Below are 17138 nucleotides of genomic sequence, written 5' to 3' on the forward strand. Positions count from 1 at the left end.
GCGTACAGTTTGTCATCGGTCCACGTATGCAACCGGGTGTCGACCGCTTGAGAGACAATCTGCTCTTGCCCCAATGGAGAGCGATTATGTCATCTGTTTTCGAGCTACTTTCTTGCACAGACGATGAGATTGAACTTATCAGTTCGGCATTGAGCTGCCGGTCCCGTAGTACCCGTGTCAATCTTCAAAGCGAACGTGGGCAACAAACGCTCACGGCAGCCATCTCGCTCGTTAATGCGGGCGTGAAGGGACCAGAGGAGATCGCTGCGAACCTCGATGTACGCTTCTTGCAAAGCGCAATGCCGTTCGAGCTAGTGACGTGTCAGCGTAATCCTAATTGATTATTGACCAGCAGGCCCGCCGGAGCTTTATTTTAAAGCGCTGTAGCCGCAAAGCACAGCACCTAGCCGCGGCAGCCGCTCTCCAACCGAAGCCGTGGTATGCGACAGGGCTCGCCATTTCTGACACGTTTGGACGAGCCCTGGTCGTACCCCTTTCCATTTCCCCCGCTGCGCCCTACAATTCAAAATAGCGAGCTCGGTGCGCCTTCGATGATCCAAGCGCGAGTATTTTCAGACCAGATTCCGATGCAGGACGAGGAGGTGGCCATGTGTCAGCGCGTCTTTGATCAGGTTTGTGAAGCCAAGCATGTCACAAGTGACGAGGCCCGCGAGGAGCTCGCGACGATGATCATCCACTTCTACCAGCACGGGGTCCAGGATGAGGCTTCCTTGAAGCGGCTGGTGATCTGATCGCCAACCCAATCATCCGTTGGACTTAAGGCCGTCTTCCCGCGCTTCGTGAGTTACGTTACGCTACCATGCGTTTTAGTTGCCGGGAGAGTAATGCCAGTGATTGAAAGATGCCGCCGTGTGTTGCGAGCTGCTAGAAACCGCCGCTCATCGCGGAGCATTCAGGCGTCCGTCCTGGCAGACCCCACCCTTGTCTCCTCCTCCGCCCTCTCCCTTTCCACCTCAGCACTTCACGCCGCGCTGATGCAGCATCTTGAGAAAAAGGGCCTCATTACCGCCGAGGAGCAAGGACCAATCTTCGAGCGCGCTCTGGAGTTGCTGGAGACCGAGCCAACCGACGACGGCGGCATCACTGCACTTGCGCGCTACCTCATCGAACAGCAGCTTCCACGAAATGAAAACCGTGAACGGTTCAGGGCTTCGTTCTAATACCCGAACCGGAGCATTAGCGGCGTCTAATCGTTAGCGTGTTTGGGATCGCATGGAAGCAACTCAACTGCTCTGCCCCTTCCTTGCCCTTCGGAAGGCCGCGCGGTCCTCTGGATCAGACTGCCCCGTTCCCGCGGGGCGTCTTTTTGATCGAATGGTCGGGTTGGAACCTGAGGCTTCCTTATTCGTTTCCTGCGTCGGGATCGGTTGCGCGATCCCTGGATGCTGATGAAAACTGCCCTGCTTCGGCAGGGCTTTTTTTCGGTACGCTAGCAGACTGGAACGGTTGCTTGTCCGATTGGTTATCGCTATGGCCGCGCGGCAGCCGTCCTGTTAAACGCCAGCGATGACGGACCCTTCGTCCTGGCACCGCGCGGTCACCGTTTTCCCGAACGCCCTCGGGAGTGATCAATGAGTGATCCTGATCGCTATTCTGGAAACCCCGCCGGGCGAGGTTGTGGACGCATCGTCATCATAATCGGTCTGGGCTTGGTGATTTGGTTTCTTGTCACGTTGCTATTTTTTGCGTGGCTATTCGGTTTCGCCGTGTTCCAGCGACACTCTAGCGATGCAAACCTTTTAACGCCGCCGACTCCGTTGACAGGCGAGGGGTTTCGGAACCCCGGCTTTTTCATTCGGCCGGCCCCTCGATCCGAGATCTCGGCCGGGATAATCCTAATTGATGATTGACCAGAAGGTTTGCCCGGTTCTTTAGTTTTGGATGCTGTTTGCCCCCAAGGCACAGCACCGTGATGGCTACGTTACCCAATATCCGCGGCCGCCATAAGACCAGGGGCTCGCCATTTGGTGAACCTTGGACGATCCCCTTGGTCGTACCTCCCAAACGGTGTGCCTGTTAGAACTGGAACCTTGCGGTCTCTCGACGCTCGTCGAGGACTTGCTCAACCGGCATCCTCCTAATTGATCGATTGACTAGCGGACTTGGCCGACGCCTTAGTAGCGTGCCATGGCGCTGAAGGCTCCCCAGCCCCACGGCGTCATGGTATGCGGCAGGGCTCGTTCTTAGGACGAGTCCTGCCGCGCTAGCCAGAGCAGTTCGCCTTCTCAACGGACGAGCCCTCGTCGTACCTACCTCGCGTAGGACCTTTGGTCATCTTCCGTCAGCTCACACGCTACAGTATACAGGGCAGCCTTCAAAGAAGCATGCACCAGACCCATCATCCAGGTGCAGCGGGTTGCAACCGTTCTTTGAAGGCGCCTCCCTTCCCAGCGGGATCACCTCTGACGTATCTGTGGTCGCCGGTGTCAGTCGAATATTTCGCTTGTCCGACTCAACTAAACCAGGAGTAGGTACGCACGCAATTCTTGATTCTTGTTGGAGGATATATGCGCGTATTACTAGGTATTCTTTTGGCGACTGCGGTAGCCAGTCCAGCCCTCGCTGATATGAAGGTCTCCTTCGATTGGGGACCCACGAAGAAGTGCTTCGACCGTAAGTCGCCGCCAATCACACTCTCTGGTGTTCCGTCCGGCACGGTTAAGCTTGATATTCAGATGACTGATCGCAACGCGATGGACTTCCACCATGGCGGCGGCAAGGTCGCTTATGATGGCAACAACTCGCTTCCATATGGCGCGTTCAGCTATACAGGCCCCTGCCCGCCATCAAAGCACAAGTACCGGTTCACGGTTAAGGCTTTAGATGCCAAAGGGAAAGAACTGGCAACCGCGAAAGCAGAGAAGTTCTTTGGGCAATAAGTAGTCACAGCAGAAACAAAAAGCCGCCCAACCGGTTAAGGCTGAGCGGCTTCTGCAGCGAGAGGACTTCTTTGCAAAAAGTGCAAAGAAGTCGCTGTGGCGCGACCGGCGCGCCAAAAACAAGGGCGGCGCGAACAGGGCGCAACCACATCTTAACCGCGCGTGAGCGCCGCGTGGGCTGCTGACGCTATAACCCGTTAGAACTGGTTATATCTTTGTAGACTGCCTTGGCCGCAGATTAACCACGCGTCGTCCGTCGCGGCGGGCTTTCATAAAGTCTGTCCAGACGATCTGTCAGGCCAGCAATCCCGCTGTCGAAGCGGTTGCCGACGCCCTCGATCGCCTTCATGATCTGGCTGGTCTGTTCCTGCATGCCTGCCTTCGTCACGTAAGTTTCTGCAATGTGTAGCTTGTGGTCGGCGAGCGCCTTCTCGCCCTCATCTGCCCTTTTGTGCAGAGCTACGAATTTGCTATCGAAGAACTTGAACACACCGAATATCGTACCGAATACCGTTATCCCGAACAGGACGACGCCCATCAATTCAGCGCCCGTCATGTGTACGCCCCAAGGCCGACGGCCAAGCTAATGTGGTGCCAATGCACCCATGTTTTCAGATTCATTGTTTCTCCTTCCCGGCGTTGCCGCTTGCCGCCAATCTGCCGTCGCGATCGACATAGAAGTCGCGCAGCGCCAAATGGCGCCGGACGCAAGACAGCAGCCGCTCGCGGTCGGTGATCCAGAGTTGTTCTAGGCGGGCCTGCTCTAGCGGCTTGTCGCCTATGTCGACCGGGCCTTTGCATTTTTCCTGCAACACGCTGTCCGGCTGCGCCAATTTCGGCGGTGCCGGCGGAACGACCAGCCTATCGGACTTGGTTGATGCGGCGCACGCTGGGAGCGTCAATAGCAACGCGGCGAGCATCAGGATCTTGGTCAGCTTCACGCTGCAGCTCCTCGATTTTCTTCTGTAGGGATTCTTTTTCGGCCGCGTCGGCAACGATGCGCGCAGCCTCTCGTGCCTTGGCGGCATTGTTGGCTGCGTCCTGGCGCTCTGTTTCCTTGTCGCGGGCGACAATTGCGGCGGCCTTTAAGGCGGTAATCTCCGCGGTGTACTTGGTCGCCGCCCGCTCGTACCCGCGCTCGTATCCGCGATGGTCGATGTACCAGTACGTGCCGCCGGCAAGAGCCACAGCCAGCGCAGCAACGATGGTGTAAGCGGCTAGGCTGTTGAGGCCCATCGCCTTCATGATGAAGGAGATCATTGGCCCTCCTGATGATTTTGAGAGGAAGTGTCGACGATCGGGAAATCGCCTCCGGCTGGCGAGGTGCCGAACAGGCCACCCGTCGCGTTTGCCGCAGCAGCCTTAAGGAAGGCTCGGTAATCGACATGCCCCACGCCCATATAGGCGCCTGCAATCGCGCCAATAAAGGCGAGTCCGCTAGCCGCAACATAGGCGGCCTGCAGGTAGACGATCGCCAGATAGATAGCACCCCACGCCAGCGCGCAGTTGATACCGACAAGCCATTTGGAGAATCGGCGCTTGCTGGCCTTTCCGGTTGGCGAGGTCATGCGGCCACCTGTGCGGCTGCGGCTAGCGCCTTAGCAAAAACGACGGCATAACCGGCGATCTTCTGCGCCTTATCGGTGCCGTTGATGATGCGGCGGGCACCGACATAATCGCACTTGCCGGCGGCGAAGTAGTCGCCAAGCTTCTTGCCGGTGTACCAGCCTTCGACCATGCCGCGCACGGCAGCCTTGGCGGCCATCTCGTAATCGGTGAGCAGTAGGTCATAGTTCTTGACCAAAGCCCCGCCGAGGGCGAGCTCTTTGTCTGTCTTCTCGTAATTCACGTCCCACGTCGTCTGGACAAAGCCGCGGCCATATGCCACCTGCCCGCCGTTGCGCCCCGGCACGCCATACTTGCGCCCCCTGCCCTTGCCGTACTCGGCAATGGGTTGCATCGTCGTTGCTGTTTCGTGGTAGGCGGTAGCGAGCACATAGGCCGTTTCGTCAGTAGCAAGACCGGTTGCGGCGTCGAGCAGTGCTTCCATGCCGCGGACTTGGCCTTCCAAAAGGCCACGCGGAAACAGCGCGGAGCCGCGAAGCGCCGCGTAAAAGTTTGAGCGGTTCATTGGTATTGATCCTGCTGGTTGAAATAGCTATTGTCCGCGCGCTGCTCACACCTGAGCAGTGGGGCGTCGAAACCCCTCAGAGGCGGCTTTGTGCAGCCGTTACATGCACTCTCCGAACAAATGGTCGGGGAGGCCCACGCGTATGTCCAAGGGGCAACCCTAAAGGCGTGGGCGCTCTCCTCTGAGAGTTTCGAACTCCCCGGCTTGTTCAGGGGAAACTATGCGTCTGATCGCGAAGACAGTTCTGATTATCGGCACAGGTGCTATTGCGACCGCCACAGCGCCGTTTCTGCTGTTGGCTTTTATTGCGCGGGGAGCGGTTGCCGCATACCGGTGGGCAGAGCTTCACGCCGTTTACGATGGCGACGAGGCCCGTCAGGACCGCGCTAGATACCTGAACCGAATACTTTAGGGCCAGCTGATTGGCGTCAGAGCAGCGATGAACTCCGAGATCGATGGCGGCTCCATCGTCCCGGCTGCGACAGCGTCCTGCATGGCGGCCATCTCGGCGAAGACGACGTCCTGCCATGCCTCATAGGCCTGCGCCTCGGCCGCGTATTGCGGGTTGGAGCTGTTCCGCCAGGTGAAGATCGTCAGGCGGCTGTCGTATTGCCGCTCCTGCGCCACGGCATCGAGATGAGCATCGAACGCCGCCTTGTAGAGCTCAAGCGTCGGAGCCTCGCCGGCGATTAGGGCATTCCCGAACGTTCTTATGACCATTGCAAAACCACTCCCGAAACATCGACATTCTTGTTGTTTAGCGTCTTGACACGCCAGCGCATCGACGTGCCCGAAGGCTGGCCGCTGATCGACGCAGTTCCCTCGTAGACCTTGATGCCGTTCAGATTCGTAGAGAGCGACAAGGTGAGCGCCGTCCAGGTCGTGCCGCCGTCGCGAGAGACTTCCGCCGTGACGTCGGTGTTGATCGTGATGGAATCGACTTCGACAAGCTGAACCGCTAGGCGGGCTGTGGACGGCGCGCTAGCCGCTGTGAACGCGGCGGAAACCAGCGTCATGTTGTTGAAGTTGGCGGCGGTCGATTTTGTTTCCATTGCCGACATAATGAAGACGTTCGCGGTCGAAGAGTACCCCGACACGTCTGGCGTTCCGGCCTCGTCAGTTGCACCGTCTTTAAAATACGAAACAAAATTCGTTACAGCAGAGCCAAAGCGAATAGACGCCGATCCTGCCGCCGTATCAAAGGCAACGACATGGTCTTTCGTATTGTCGAGAACGAACGGAACCCAATCGCTCCATACGGTTCCGCCAACAGGCGGCGTGACACTGTTTGAACCGCCGAAGGTCAGCCGAACAGGAGTCGGTCCAGACGCCGCCATGTCCCAAGCGTCACCGCTTGCGGCGGCTTGTCCGACAAAGATATTGTTGATTTGCTTCGGTGTGCCACTAGATGGCCCGGTGACTTGAATGCGAATAAATGTCCCGCTTGCCGCCAAGCCGGCGGCGCTAATGCGAGTTCGATACTTTCTTTGGGTGGTAAGGGGTGCATCAGTATTGACCGGCAATGACGCTACATTCGAAACCGTCGAAGTCGGCGCATACCAGTCATTCGTCGCGTCATATGCCTGATTGGTCGATCCGCCCGTATTCACACCGGTTTCGTCATCGAACGCGTCGGCAATCCCGCCCTTCATCCCCATGCGCGAGCCTTTCAGGTCCGCGATTTCGAGTGCAAGCAGGGCGTCGTTCTTTCCGCCGCTATTAGCTGCAACCGATTCAATCGCAGCCTGGACCGTCGTTGGAGATCCCGGAAGATTGGCGACAGCATTGCTGAACGACACATCGGGGGCCGTGGATGCGAGCCACGCCTTAGCCTGCGTGTTCGTCAGTGTCTTGACTGCTTTCCCGGTCGTCCCGCTGTACGCAACAAGAGCGCCGTCAACGGACGATGCGGGACCGGCGACGACGTCGGCGGCTAGTACGCCGCTATCCTCAATCGTCTTGCCGCTTGTGCCTACATATCGCGGAATACGGCCCGCCACGGACGCACCCGAGCCGACAACATCGCCCGTACCAGTGCCGTCCGTACCTTTCGCGGCAACCAGCGACCAATAGGTGTTTGAAGTCGTCGGCAAGACAGGCGGGGCGTTGCCAGTCGTAGCCTGCAGCGCGATCCATGCCGAACCGTTGTCAAGCACGCCGTCACGTGCCGCGTATGCGGTTGCGCCGGAATAAGCTCCGCGCCAATTGATGCCGAGATCGCCGGCCGGGATGGTGAAGGTGATATCGAACGGATCGCCCGATTCGCCGCTTCCCGTCACGGCCATGCTGGCGTTGGTGCCGGGAGCGCCGGTGATGACAGGCTCGAACGTCACGGCAGGCGCCGGACCTTGCGGACCAGTGCCATAGCTGAACGGCCCGGCCCAATCGCCAGACGTTGCCGATGCCTTGATGTAGAGATCGGCAGGATTGACGTCGATCGCGAGGAACGCGAACCCTTCCGGTCGGTCGTCATAGGTCGCGAGATCTGCGGTATCGCCGGATGCATCGTAGCGATAGAGCGTCCCTGCTTCGAGCCCGACAAGCAGGCGCGACATGATGTTGCTATTGGCCTCGAGCTGCTCGCTGAACGCCGTAGCCCGCAGCAACGCATAGAGATAGGTGCCGGTCGCGCCCGTCCATTCCAGTGCCGCCGTGGCATGCGTGTCGTCCTCGATCGACGCCAGCGGCAGAGGATTGCCCTGGCCCTGCACAAAGATCGTGCCGCCGGCGACGTTGGCGATCTGCCACGCGGTGCCTGTGCCGACGATCGCAGCACTGCCGTTCGTCAGGGAGATCGTCCCTGCGATGTAGTAATCAGCCATGTTGTGGGTTCCTATGCGCCGCGGCTATGCCGGGATGCCGAAGATGTAGTAGCGGATCTTGGTGGCGGGACAGGTGACGGCGTCACTACCGAGCACATATTGATTGTTGCTGTTTTGCGTGTACTTGAGGCGGTAGACGTTCCCGCGGAACGTATGGAAACGGGCGCGATTGGTCGTCAGTTCGACATAAGTGCAGACACCCGACGTCCATCTGACGATACTGCCGCTATCTGGATTTCTCGCGAATCCTGCAGCGGTGAATGGCAGTCGGACGCGCTTCGAAGCGGTCGACAGAGTAGGAGAAAATACTTGGTTCGGGCGCCCTGAACCGTGGATGGTATAGTATTTGATGAACGGGAACAGGCCGGCGCTGCTGAACGTGATGTCTGTAAGCTCATTGTCGCCGACCGGGATGTTGAAAACGCCGGTCTTGATGATCTGAAGACAAGGCCACCGGCTGTCGATGATCACGTCGGCAAGGTTCGGCGGGTTGGCGGCGCCGGGCCGAAGGAACTGAACGACGTCTTGCGTACCGTCGTTAAACTCCCGCCATACATCATTGTCTCCGACTGTTAGCGCGCTACTATCCTGCGCGATGATAAGAATTCGTGCGCGACAAGACGAACCGCTATTGCTGAAAACAAGCGTGTTGCCGCTAAAAGAATATGTCGCGCCGTATTCGTCATCGTCATCCGGAACGCTTGCGGGGAAGACGATTGTTGACCCCTTGTACTGGATGACATCAGCAACCAATTGCCCGCTTACGGTGATTCCCGCCAAGTTCGCGCTAAAATCAAAAACCGTCGTTCCGCTGGGGAGCGCAATATCGCCCGACGCAATGATCTTCGCCGGCCTGGTAGAACTGTCGAAGGCAAGCTGGCTAGGTGTGGCCGTCTCTACGGCGTAACCCGGCTTCGAGACCCGACAGAAGTCTTGGGTAATCTCGACCTGAGTCTGTCCGGCGACCGGCGGCAGAGCGGGATCAAGGATATCCGTCTCGTCCGCAGGCAGGTTCCACACAGAGACGCGCCGATTCTGCCCAGACGTACCGTATGAAAAGAGCACGTGTGCCATTGTGACGCCAGCAAAAACGCCGCCGCCGTCATCGAAGTAGTTCTGGCAAAAACCGTCTTCTAGGCCACCATTCGAATAGAACAAAGTCCCGTTGTTGTTCTCGTTCTTGCGAATGATGCCGTAGGTGTAGACGCCTGAATTATTGACGATTTTGACGTCGAAAACAGGTAAGTCATAATCGAGTTGACCCAGCGTCTGCCAAAACTCCTTCTTCCAATAGAATTCCGTGTTGCCGAGATCGTAGCCGACATTTGCGCGCAAGAAATTGTTCTTGTTGGTTCCTGACGGGAAGAACGATGAGAACTCCCCATTCGCGAAGTTGAGTTGGTCCGATCCGACGAGGCGGACATTGGCATCCCACTTGCTGTTGAACAGGAACTTCGCGACTTCGCTGTCTGGCGTCAGATATGGATCGTAGATATCTGACGCCATTATCTTCACACAGCCGGCGTTTTCAGAGTCGACGCCGACAAACCAAGCTATTGCCATTTGCCTATCCTTAGCCGCTCTTTACCGTGATGCCGTTTTCGTTGATGCGGACCTTGCCGTTGCCAAGATTGATGTCGGCGGTGAGCACCGTGCCGATGTTGGCGATTTGAAGCTTCAACACGCCGTCTTCGTAGGTCATCGGAAACGATGTGTCGCCGCTATCTGGATCCACAACCGAGAACTGGTCGACCGCGAATGCCGCGCGCGATTTCAGGACGCCGGCGTCGGTATAAAGCTCGATGAAGAAGCCGCTCTCCTTAAAGTCGTCCTCGATCGAGGCCTTGAGGAGGATTGCGTAACGAACGTTCACACCTTCTGGAGCGGCGACTGCCTGGAACGCCACCATGCCGTTGGCAAGGTTCTCACCGAATTGCGCAATCAGTTCCTCGGTCTGAGCCACCACGTTGGCGATGCTCGAATTGATGACGACGATCTCTTCCGAGAACGTCGCGCCCTGCACCGCCACCTTGCGGCCGATCTGTTGCGACACACCGCCTGTAATCTGGAGGTTCTGTTGCAACTGAGCGAGCAGCGTCTCGTTGCGACCAAGCCCGGCGTAAAGCTGAGCAAAGACGTCCTTTACTTCCTGCTTCAGGTTGCCGAGACCGACTTCAAGATCCGCATTGCCGCCATCCAGCGACGTCACGTCGATGGGTGTGCTCCAGTTGGTGGTGCGGTCGGCAATCAGCCTGTTGCGGAACTGGTACGTCGTCAGGCTGAGAATGCCCTCCTGAGTGAAGGCGATCGTCTGGTCCGGTGTTAGCTGCCGCTGAAACTTGTTCGTCGGATTTGTCTTGATCCACCACTCGACGAGTATCCCGGTCACTGTGGCGTCGTCGATCGGAGACCACGAAGCGCGAAAAGCGGGATAGGATCGGCCGTCGGCGCCGATGCCAATGACGGCAGCAACAGAGAAGTCCTGCAACTCGTTGAGATAGACCGGCGCGTCGTTCGGAATCGGGATGACCGGTGGGATCACCTCGACAGCGTCGTAAATCGCCCCATCCCGCTCCTGCAGCGACAGAGACACGTTGCGCGGGCCATCGCTGGTCAGCGCCTTGATGGAGCGCGCCTGCACCATGTAGGTCCGGTTGCCATAGCGAGTCGAGTTCCACTGAATCCAATCGCCGGCTTTGATGGTCTGGAACCGCGGACGCAACACAATATCAGCGGTCGCCTCGTAGCGATTCTCGTTGAAGTAGATCGAGGCGAGTTGGTTGGCCTGCCGTTTCGAACGAACGGTAGGCAGTTCCAGATTGACGTCGCGCGTGCGCCTGTCGAGCGACACAAAGCCAGCATTCGTCTGCGTGTCATAGCCAGCCGGCGACCACATGTTCGACGGCTCCGGATAGGTGCCGGAAACGGAATTGACCAAGTCGGCCATGGAGCGGCGCTTCTGAAAGCGCACCGGCTCACTGATGACAAGGTCATCATCGGTGAAGGCCTCGACGATTGGCTGATCTGTTCCGATCAGCGGCCAGGATCCTTCGACGCTGTCGATGACGATGCCACCGCAGGACACCATGGTGGATTCGATGTTGTCGCCGTGCTGCGAGTCGCAATCAAAGACGACAGAGCAGCGGTAGCGCGGCTCGCCTTCGACAATCTCGTCACAGATGTTCATGGCGGTGAAATAGCGGTCGAGCGGAAGATCGGACGCGTCCATCTCCATACCACAGAACACGTTGTCGTTGATCGAGAAGCCGCGCCGGTAATTGTACTCCTGCACGATCGGATTTTCGGAGAACTCGTAGGTCGAATAGTCGTCCCAGCGATGGGACCCGACGCCCCCAACGGTGTCGTCTTTGCGCGGGTCGTAGAGGCGCGCACCGCGGAGCTCGAAGAAGAAATCGGGGAAACTGTTCAACTTCTCCTGGTCGTAGGTCATCCGCACGATAATGTAGCAGATGCCCGTCCCGATGTGATTGGATGTCCAGCGCCCGAGCGGATTGGAGTGGGACACCAGACCAGCATCCGCGGCCGTCTGCGTGCCGTTGTAGAAGACGAACGAGATGCGCCCGGCGTAATCGCCGCTTGCCACGGAATAGGCGGTCTTCACGGTATCAGATGACGTAACGCTTAGCGACAACAGCTTGCCGCCGGCCCAAATCTTGGATAGGCCATCGCAAGGAAAATCTGAGAATGCGTAGATCTGCTCGAGGTTTTTATTCGAATTGCCGTAGGTGTTCACATAGCAGTCATGGCCGGCAATACCGACAAGCCCGCAGGCAACCTTGCGGCTGACGTTCTCGCCATAGTCGCGCTCGAACTGTGTCCCGCCAGGCTGCTTCTTTTCCTTCTTCTGCGTCAGTTTGCTGACGAGCAGATTGAGGCCGATGCCTACGACAATCTTGCCGATGATGCCGAGGGAACCGAAGAAGGCGCCGGCGGCCGAGACGATAGGCGCAAGAAATGGCATTAGGTCACCTTGAATGCATGAGCCACGGCAGAAGCCGGAAGGAATTCGATAGTGTCGACGCCGCGCGCCATGAAGCCGATGGCCGTGAAGACCCCGCCAGAGAAGACGCCATCGCGGTCAATGACGCCGATATCGCCGCGCTGCGCGAGCGAGACAGGTATCTCTGGAAACTTGGCGGCGAAGGCCTCTTTGACGTTGGCAAAACCATGCTTTAGTAGTTGCTTGGCAGCGCCTGCCTCGGTTTTGTAGCCGATGGCATCCGGATACATCCGCTCGCCGGTCAGCGCCTCGACGGCGTCGTCGGCGATGAGGTAGCAATCGGAGACGCCGTACTTCGCAGGCAACGCCTGATGGCGTGCGATGACGGCATTGAGGCGCTTTTCCCAGCCGGGAAGTCTGGTCATGTGGATTACCTGCTAAGGGATATCGACTCTTGGTGACGGCAATGCTTGTCTCGCCGCGCAACTATGGAGGCTTGAGTGAGGACGATAAAGTTAACCCCGACCGACAACCGAACTGTCATCGTATCTGCCGATGTGGCGGGGCTTCTGTCATCCGAGGACGGCTATGAAATACAGTGCGGCCATTGTGGGCAAACAATGATCAAGGGCTATGATCCTGAAGCCAAACGCTTCCTGCGGATTGACTTTCTCGCCTGCCAACACTGTGGCGGAAATAACCTATTCCATTCAGCACTTCCGAAGGACGAGTGATCCGTCAATAATCGTGATTTCTGCCTTATCGGCAGCGCCGTACTGCTCAAATGTGATGGAGGGTCGCCCGTCTACAACAACGGCGCTCTCCAGGGAAAACGCATACCGCGTTGCCAGCAGATCCTTTAGGCGGGCAATCTCCGCCAGCGCTTCCTGCATCTGGATGAGATAGACCTCAACGCTTTGGCTCAGTGCCGCGACCCTCTCTTCGCAGGTGACGTTACCAATATTCGCGTCCTTCAAGCTCAACTGCATCGTCGCCTCCTCAAAGCCCCTTAAACCCAATCGCGCGAGCCGCACCCGCGGCAGCACTCTTTGCAGTATTGACAGCGGACCCGACCGCCCTGCCCCAATTCACATCGACACGGCCAGCCGTAGCGGCATGCTCAAAGAAGCGGTCGCCGGGATCGCGCCTCCGCTGATCGGCAACGGTGCGCTTGCGTCCATTCACGCGGGAATAGTCCAGTTGCCGGCCTTCGCAGCGCGCTGTGAGATAGTAGCCACGCTCGTCGTCTGCGTTGTGCTCGATGACGTCGAGATAGCCGCGGGCCACAGGCTCCACCTGTAGCAACTCGCCGGTGTCCGGATGAAAGTGGGCGTCGTAAACGACGACCGGCCGATCGCGATAATCCTCAGTCTCAATTTCAGTGAGGATCTCAGGCGTGAGGCCGTCGGACGGACTTTCGGCCAGCGTCAGCGTAAAGCCGCCGTCCGCTGCAGTTCCGGTCCCGCCGCCAATATCTGAGACTTCGAGGAGGCCGAACGGCTGGTAGGTGACGCCGGCAAAAATCAGCGGCTCTCGTCTGGCGATGAAGCCATAGATGCCGGAGCCGAGCTGGACGCGCACCATCTGGCGCGTGGAAATGCGGCCCTCGTCGTAGAGGTCTTTTACTTCGTCTGAGAGGGGCATTTACAGCACCTTGCGGCGCTGGGCGTCCTTGACCGCGGCTATTACGGCAGTTGCGAAATTGGGATCATCAGCATAGGGCCGCGTTCGTCTAGACGTCGCCTCGAAGTCAGCAATCCAACGCTTCCAGCTATCAACGGTGCCACACAGGGCGCCGCCAACGCGGACAATGGGTTCGCCATCGGCGTCGAACTCTCTTCCGATTTCTATAAGTTGGTAGTCCATCAATTGCTTAATCCCTATGGTTGTGCTTTTATCGCGCCAAACTCAAGGATGGGACGATGGCTAAGCAGGAAATTACGGATTATTCGAAGATCACGATCGAGCGCCAACGCGGAGGGTGGGTTGTGCACGTCCACCCGCACGACGGAGGAGTGATCATCAATCGGATACAGCACAAGACGTTTGACGAAGCCGTCGCTTCCATCAAGGAAAGCTACAACGTCTGATTACTGACTCTCCCTCAACTGAAACGAGACCGTATAGAACCGGCCAGAGCGTGGCGCCTGAAAGCTTCCAGGCACAGCACGCATGACGAGCGCCGGACGCGCGAAACGCACGACAGCGTCGGCCTGTGCAACGGTATCGAATGGAGGTGGCTCCACTGCCATGGTGCGCGTCGTATCCGAGCCAGAGACCTCCGTGATGCGGCCAACGTAGTAGCGGCCGGACTTCTCAAGGCCGATCCTGTCACCCGCCGCCAACACCAACGCGGCATCAACACCATTGACAGACAGCACATTACCGTCGGTGACCGAAACCAGATTTCCGGCATCATCCGCCGGCGCTTGGTTCTGTCCATGGGCGGCCGGATAGCATACGAAAGGATGGCGAAAGAGTACCGTCCGCAAGCCTTCGCGCAGCGAAAGCCACCACGCCTCGACGGCGGCATACTGGCTGTAAGTAAGAGGCCGCGTCGTCAGGCTGGCTTCCCAAACGGGATCCTCGATCTGCGTATAGTTGATGAGGCGCGCGCCTGATGGCGACGCCTTCACCGAGTCACGCACAAGGAAATCCGCGGTCACATAGCCAACGTCCGGCAGTTCGCGTGGAAACGTGATTGTCACAGAATTCTCCTGCGCTGCCCGTTCTTGACGGTGTCGATGACCTTGGCCGAAAACTCCGCCTGCTGCTTCGCCATGACCTGCTCCAGCCTTGCGACTGCGGCACTGTCGGCGCCGCGTGCGTCGATGACGGGTGCATAGGTGATGGAGGGGGCGCCATTGTTGGCCTTAAGCGCCTTCATGCTCGGAAGCGTAGGGACAACCTGCGACCCGCGAGGGAGGTTGACCAGTTCCGGGCCTTCCTCACCAACCAGCGCCAAGCCGCCAGGTGCCGAGTTGGTGCCGTTAGCAAAGCCGGGGATTTTGGCACCGCCGCTGAACAGCGATGAAAACCAGTTGCTGTCGCCAGACATGCCGAAGATGCCGTCCAGCGCTTGATCAAGAAGCTTGTTGCCAAGCTTCTGAAGTGCTCCACCGAGCGCGTCGACGGCAGACTTGCCCTCTACGAGATCCTGAATGAACCCCTTGGTCGCGTCCTTGGAAAGATCGCGCCAAGATTCCATATTTTCGCGAAGGCGATCTTGGCTCTCCGAAAATCTATCGGAGTCCGCAGTGGCCTGGCCGGCAGCCGTAGCCAGCGCGAGCATCGCTTCTGCCTGCTCGCGAGCCTTCGGCGTCAGGCCGTCAAAGTTGCCGCTCAGCAATTGCTGAACATCTTTGAGCTCCTTGCCAGCCGCCGTGCCGGCGCTTTGTGCGGCCGAGAGAAGATCCTGCGCGGTTGCCGCTCGTTCAACGCTGAATCCGTAGTCGTTGACGTAAGGATTTAGCTCTTTTTGCGCATCAGTTTGCGCAATGATGGCGGCTGTTCTCTCCTTGACCTGTTTGACCTCGCGTTCGAAGTCGTCGAGTTTCGGCTTCTTGGCTTTGCTACCGCTTCCGGCTGGCTTGTATTTGTCGTCGGTGATATCGACTTTTGGCCTAGGAAGGCCGCCCTCCGGCAGATGTGGTCCCTGCATCTCGCCGAGACGACCACCTTTGGCGCTTCCCGCAGCACTCAGGCCATTGCCGCTAGCGAAGTTCTGGATAGCTGCTGCCGTAAGCTGGCCGCCAACTTTTGCCGCCTCTTGCTCGGCGTTTTCGAACGCTCCGCTTACTCTGTCGCCAGCGTTACTGTTGTTCTTCGAACTGCCAAACTTAATCAGGCCACCAAGAATGGCGTCGCTGCCGGTCCTGTCTTTCAGGAACGCACCAATGCTGTCGCCAAGGTCACCTGTACGAGTGACGAAGCCAAGCCAGTCCGCCCATTCCTTACCGGCAGAGTTTATGTCGGAGATAACACCATGAACTTCCCTGATCTGCTTGAGCATTGAAGAGAAGTCGAGACCATCAATCGTGGTCTGGAGGCTATCAAAGGCGCCGCCAAGTTCATTGGCAACGTCTTTGTTTTCATTGAAGCGTCGCGTCGCATCTGTGAGGCTGTTTCGCAGGTTAGTGAAGCGTTGGGCGACAGTTTCTGTCGCGCCGGAGAGGCGCTGATCCAGAACGTCCGACCCTGCCTCGATGCCATCAAAGAGGGCCTTGTTCGATATCTGGCCGCTCTTTACCAATTGTGTCAGTTTGGAAACAGAACCGCCAGCCTGCTTGATGCCGGCCGCGGCAGCCTGAAGCAGAACCGGAAGTCCATCAATAAGTGAATTGTACTCTTCAGCCTGTACTTTTCCCGATCCAAGCGCCTGCGAAAGCTGAAGTAGTGCGCCCTGCGCCTCTTCTGCTGTGGAGCCCTGCGCCTTTAGCGCCTTACCGACGTTATCCGTCAAGCCGACTAATTGGGCGCTCGTAATTCCCAACTCTTTCTGGTTGAGCGCAACGCGGCTATATAGCGTAACCAAGCTTTCCAGCGGCGCGGCATTAGCCTGCGCTGATTTGAGAAGAGCCTGATAGGTGGATTCCAGTTCTTTTCCGGAAAGGCCGGCGACCTTCAGCGCATTGTCTATCTTGGTAGCAGAATCCGAGAGGCTCTGAAATCCTGACGCGCCACCTATTAGTGCGAACGCTTTTGCAGATGCCGCAGCGATCCCGCCAAAGCCACCGCTAATGCGCTTGTTCATATTAGCGAAGCGGGATTCGATAGCACGAGCGTTCTTGTTAGTGATGCCCATCGCCCGATTGAGCGAATTTTCATACTTGCGGATATCAGCGCTAAGCTGCACCACGAGACGCTCGAGGTCAGTACTTGCCATACGTTCGATCTCGTTCTATTTATTGGTGTATGGGGATACAGAAGCGACGCATGTTCTGCGAAGAAGAGGTGACGATGGTGCTTGCCGAAAGGCAGACACCAAACCACGTCTTGCACCTGCTGCTGAGTGTCTTTACCGGCGGATTCTGGATACCGATCTGGATTATCGCCGTGCTATTTGCTAGCGGCGCGTACCGATGCCCGCGCTGTGGAGCAAAAACGCTCGGCTACGTGCCAAAGAAGTATAAGGCGGCCCTAAAGACCGCCCCTATTCCTTCGACTTAAGCCACTCGAACAGGTCGTCGGCTTCCTTGTCGCTTATCCTGCCTTCGTCGGCGCTATTGGCTTTGACGTAGCCTTCGACGGCGGACATGAACTCCCACATGCTGGACGCCTTAACGTCGGCAACGGTCCAGCCCATCGCAGCGCCGCTGCCGTAT

Annotated in this window: 21 protein-coding genes; 5 read left to right on the forward strand and 16 right to left on the reverse strand. The window is 57.9% G+C overall.

The genetic code is table 11. The features are described from left to right. The 4 genes from ACPYOI_RS19340 to ACPYOI_RS19355 all read left to right on the forward strand — a co-directional run. Positions 1–341, forward strand: a 341-nt coding sequence (locus ACPYOI_RS19340) for a hypothetical protein (protein WP_481423184.1), incomplete at its 5' end; no start/stop codon positions are given. Positions 342–608: 267 nt separating this feature from the next. Further along, on the forward strand, positions 609–752 hold the full coding sequence (locus ACPYOI_RS19345; RefSeq protein WP_481423185.1) for a hypothetical protein: 144 nt from the start codon (positions 609–611) through the stop codon (positions 750–752). 99 nt (positions 753–851) lie between these two features. Beyond that, a complete protein-coding gene (locus tag ACPYOI_RS19350; RefSeq protein ID WP_481423186.1) occupies positions 852–1181 on the forward strand; it encodes a hypothetical protein in 330 nt (109 codons plus the stop codon). 1347 nt (positions 1182–2528) lie between these two features. Further along, a complete protein-coding gene (locus ACPYOI_RS19355) occupies positions 2529–2900 on the forward strand; it encodes a YbhB/YbcL family Raf kinase inhibitor-like protein (protein WP_481423187.1) in 372 nt (123 codons plus the stop codon). A 238-nt stretch (positions 2901–3138) separates the two neighbouring features. Here ACPYOI_RS19355 and ACPYOI_RS19360 read toward each other — a convergent pair whose 3' ends face one another. From ACPYOI_RS19360 to ACPYOI_RS19420, 13 genes are all read right to left on the reverse strand, one after another. Next, positions 3139–3456, reverse strand: a complete 318-nt coding sequence (locus tag ACPYOI_RS19360; RefSeq protein ID WP_481423188.1) for a hypothetical protein — start codon at positions 3454–3456, stop codon at positions 3139–3141. A 61-nt stretch (positions 3457–3517) separates the two neighbouring features. Beyond that, positions 3518–3733 carry an anaerobic dehydrogenase gene (locus ACPYOI_RS19365; protein WP_481423189.1) on the reverse strand — a complete coding sequence of 72 codons (216 nt, stop codon included), beginning with the start codon at positions 3731–3733 and terminating at the stop codon, positions 3518–3520. A gap of 28 nt (positions 3734–3761) precedes the next feature. Continuing rightward, positions 3762–4160, reverse strand: coding sequence for a hypothetical protein (locus tag ACPYOI_RS19370; RefSeq protein WP_481423190.1), 399 nt, complete (start codon positions 4158–4160; stop codon positions 3762–3764). Then, entirely contained in the window at positions 4157–4468 is a 312-nt protein-coding gene (locus ACPYOI_RS19375) for a hypothetical protein (protein ID WP_481423191.1), read from the reverse strand. The genes ACPYOI_RS19370 and ACPYOI_RS19375 overlap by 4 nt, the downstream gene beginning before the upstream one ends. Beyond that, on the reverse strand, positions 4465–5031 hold the full coding sequence (locus ACPYOI_RS19380; RefSeq protein ID WP_481423192.1) for a hypothetical protein: 567 nt from the start codon (positions 5029–5031) through the stop codon (positions 4465–4467). The genes ACPYOI_RS19375 and ACPYOI_RS19380 overlap by 4 nt, the downstream gene beginning before the upstream one ends. Positions 5032–5439: 408 nt before the next feature. Continuing rightward, the gene (locus tag ACPYOI_RS19385; RefSeq protein ID WP_481423193.1) at positions 5440–5751 is read right to left on the reverse strand and encodes a hypothetical protein; all 312 of its coding nucleotides are present in this window, start codon (positions 5749–5751) and stop codon (positions 5440–5442) included. Next, positions 5742–7853, reverse strand: coding sequence for a hypothetical protein (locus ACPYOI_RS19390; RefSeq protein WP_481423194.1), 2112 nt, complete (start codon positions 7851–7853; stop codon positions 5742–5744). The genes ACPYOI_RS19385 and ACPYOI_RS19390 overlap by 10 nt, the downstream gene beginning before the upstream one ends. A 24-nt stretch (positions 7854–7877) precedes the next feature. Further along, positions 7878–9188, reverse strand: a complete 1311-nt coding sequence (locus ACPYOI_RS19395) for a hypothetical protein (RefSeq protein ID WP_481423195.1) — start codon at positions 9186–9188, stop codon at positions 7878–7880. Positions 9189–9426: 238 nt separating this feature from the next. After that, the gene (locus ACPYOI_RS19400; RefSeq protein ID WP_481423196.1) at positions 9427–11835 is read right to left on the reverse strand and encodes a phage tail protein; all 2409 of its coding nucleotides are present in this window, start codon (positions 11833–11835) and stop codon (positions 9427–9429) included. After that, positions 11835–12239 (reverse strand): DUF6950 family protein, encoded by a 405-nt coding sequence (locus tag ACPYOI_RS19405; protein WP_481423197.1) that lies wholly within the window; start codon positions 12237–12239, stop codon positions 11835–11837. The genes ACPYOI_RS19400 and ACPYOI_RS19405 overlap by 1 nt, the downstream gene beginning before the upstream one ends. 285 nt (positions 12240–12524) lie before the next feature. Then, the gene (locus tag ACPYOI_RS19410) at positions 12525–12803 is read right to left on the reverse strand and encodes a hypothetical protein (RefSeq protein WP_481423198.1); all 279 of its coding nucleotides are present in this window, start codon (positions 12801–12803) and stop codon (positions 12525–12527) included. 10 nt (positions 12804–12813) lie between these two features. Next, the gene (locus ACPYOI_RS19415) at positions 12814–13458 is read right to left on the reverse strand and encodes a DUF2163 domain-containing protein (protein ID WP_481423199.1); all 645 of its coding nucleotides are present in this window, start codon (positions 13456–13458) and stop codon (positions 12814–12816) included. Next, on the reverse strand, positions 13459–13680 hold the full coding sequence (locus ACPYOI_RS19420; protein WP_481423200.1) for a hypothetical protein: 222 nt from the start codon (positions 13678–13680) through the stop codon (positions 13459–13461). Positions 13681–13736: 56 nt separating this feature from the next. Here ACPYOI_RS19420 and ACPYOI_RS19425 point away from each other — a divergent pair, with 56 nt between their 5' ends. Next, positions 13737–13904 carry a hypothetical protein gene (locus ACPYOI_RS19425; RefSeq protein WP_481423201.1) on the forward strand — a complete coding sequence of 56 codons (168 nt, stop codon included), beginning with the start codon at positions 13737–13739 and terminating at the stop codon, positions 13902–13904. Here the strand turns inward: ACPYOI_RS19425 and ACPYOI_RS19430 are convergent, their stop codons facing one another. The 3 genes from ACPYOI_RS19430 to ACPYOI_RS19440 all read right to left on the reverse strand — a co-directional run bounded on the left by ACPYOI_RS19430 (position 13905) and on the right by ACPYOI_RS19440 (position 17119). After that, positions 13905–14522 (reverse strand): hypothetical protein, encoded by a 618-nt coding sequence (locus tag ACPYOI_RS19430; protein WP_481423202.1) that lies wholly within the window; start codon positions 14520–14522, stop codon positions 13905–13907. Beyond that, complete coding sequence (locus ACPYOI_RS19435) at positions 14519–16699, reverse strand: tape measure protein (protein WP_481423203.1); 2181 nt, start codon at positions 16697–16699, stop codon at positions 14519–14521. The genes ACPYOI_RS19430 and ACPYOI_RS19435 overlap by 4 nt, the downstream gene beginning before the upstream one ends. A 267-nt stretch (positions 16700–16966) precedes the next feature. Beyond that, positions 16967–17119 (reverse strand): hypothetical protein, encoded by a 153-nt coding sequence (locus tag ACPYOI_RS19440; protein ID WP_481423204.1) that lies wholly within the window; start codon positions 17117–17119, stop codon positions 16967–16969. Positions 17120–17138 lie beyond the last annotated feature (19 nt).

It is taken from the genome of Rhizobium sp. SVR5-2C (genome assembly GCF_056755115.1).

Bases quoted from the DNA above. Each gene is read 5' to 3' on its own strand.
- ACPYOI_RS19345 (WP_481423185.1), top strand. From the start codon at position 609: ATGTGTCAGCGCGTCTTTGATCAGGTTTGTGAAGCCAAGCATGTCACA.
- ACPYOI_RS19360 (WP_481423188.1), bottom strand. From the start codon at position 3,456: ATGACGGGCGCTGAATTGATGGGCGTCGTCCTGTTCGGGATAACGGTA.
- ACPYOI_RS19435 (WP_481423203.1), bottom strand. From the start codon at position 16,699: ATGGCAAGTACTGACCTCGAGCGTCTCGTGGTGCAGCTTAGCGCTGAT.
- ACPYOI_RS19355 (WP_481423187.1), top strand. From the start codon at position 2,529: ATGCGCGTATTACTAGGTATTCTTTTGGCGACTGCGGTAGCCAGTCCA.
- ACPYOI_RS19380 (WP_481423192.1), bottom strand. From the start codon at position 5,031: ATGAACCGCTCAAACTTTTACGCGGCGCTTCGCGGCTCCGCGCTGTTT.
- ACPYOI_RS19415 (WP_481423199.1), bottom strand. From the start codon at position 13,458: ATGCCCCTCTCAGACGAAGTAAAAGACCTCTACGACGAGGGCCGCATT.
- ACPYOI_RS19375 (WP_481423191.1), bottom strand. From the start codon at position 4,468: ATGACCTCGCCAACCGGAAAGGCCAGCAAGCGCCGATTCTCCAAATGG.
- ACPYOI_RS19385 (WP_481423193.1), bottom strand. From the start codon at position 5,751: ATGGTCATAAGAACGTTCGGGAATGCCCTAATCGCCGGCGAGGCTCCG.
- ACPYOI_RS19420 (WP_481423200.1), bottom strand. From the start codon at position 13,680: ATGGACTACCAACTTATAGAAATCGGAAGAGAGTTCGACGCCGATGGC.
- ACPYOI_RS19400 (WP_481423196.1), bottom strand. From the start codon at position 11,835: ATGCCATTTCTTGCGCCTATCGTCTCGGCCGCCGGCGCCTTCTTCGGT.
- ACPYOI_RS19440 (WP_481423204.1), bottom strand. From the start codon at position 17,119: ATGGGCTGGACCGTTGCCGACGTTAAGGCGTCCAGCATGTGGGAGTTC.
- ACPYOI_RS19425 (WP_481423201.1), top strand. From the start codon at position 13,737: ATGGCTAAGCAGGAAATTACGGATTATTCGAAGATCACGATCGAGCGC.
- ACPYOI_RS19370 (WP_481423190.1), bottom strand. From the start codon at position 4,160: ATGATCTCCTTCATCATGAAGGCGATGGGCCTCAACAGCCTAGCCGCT.
- ACPYOI_RS19390 (WP_481423194.1), bottom strand. From the start codon at position 7,853: ATGGCTGATTACTACATCGCAGGGACGATCTCCCTGACGAACGGCAGT.
- ACPYOI_RS19410 (WP_481423198.1), bottom strand. From the start codon at position 12,803: ATGCAGTTGAGCTTGAAGGACGCGAATATTGGTAACGTCACCTGCGAA.
- ACPYOI_RS19405 (WP_481423197.1), bottom strand. From the start codon at position 12,239: ATGACCAGACTTCCCGGCTGGGAAAAGCGCCTCAATGCCGTCATCGCA.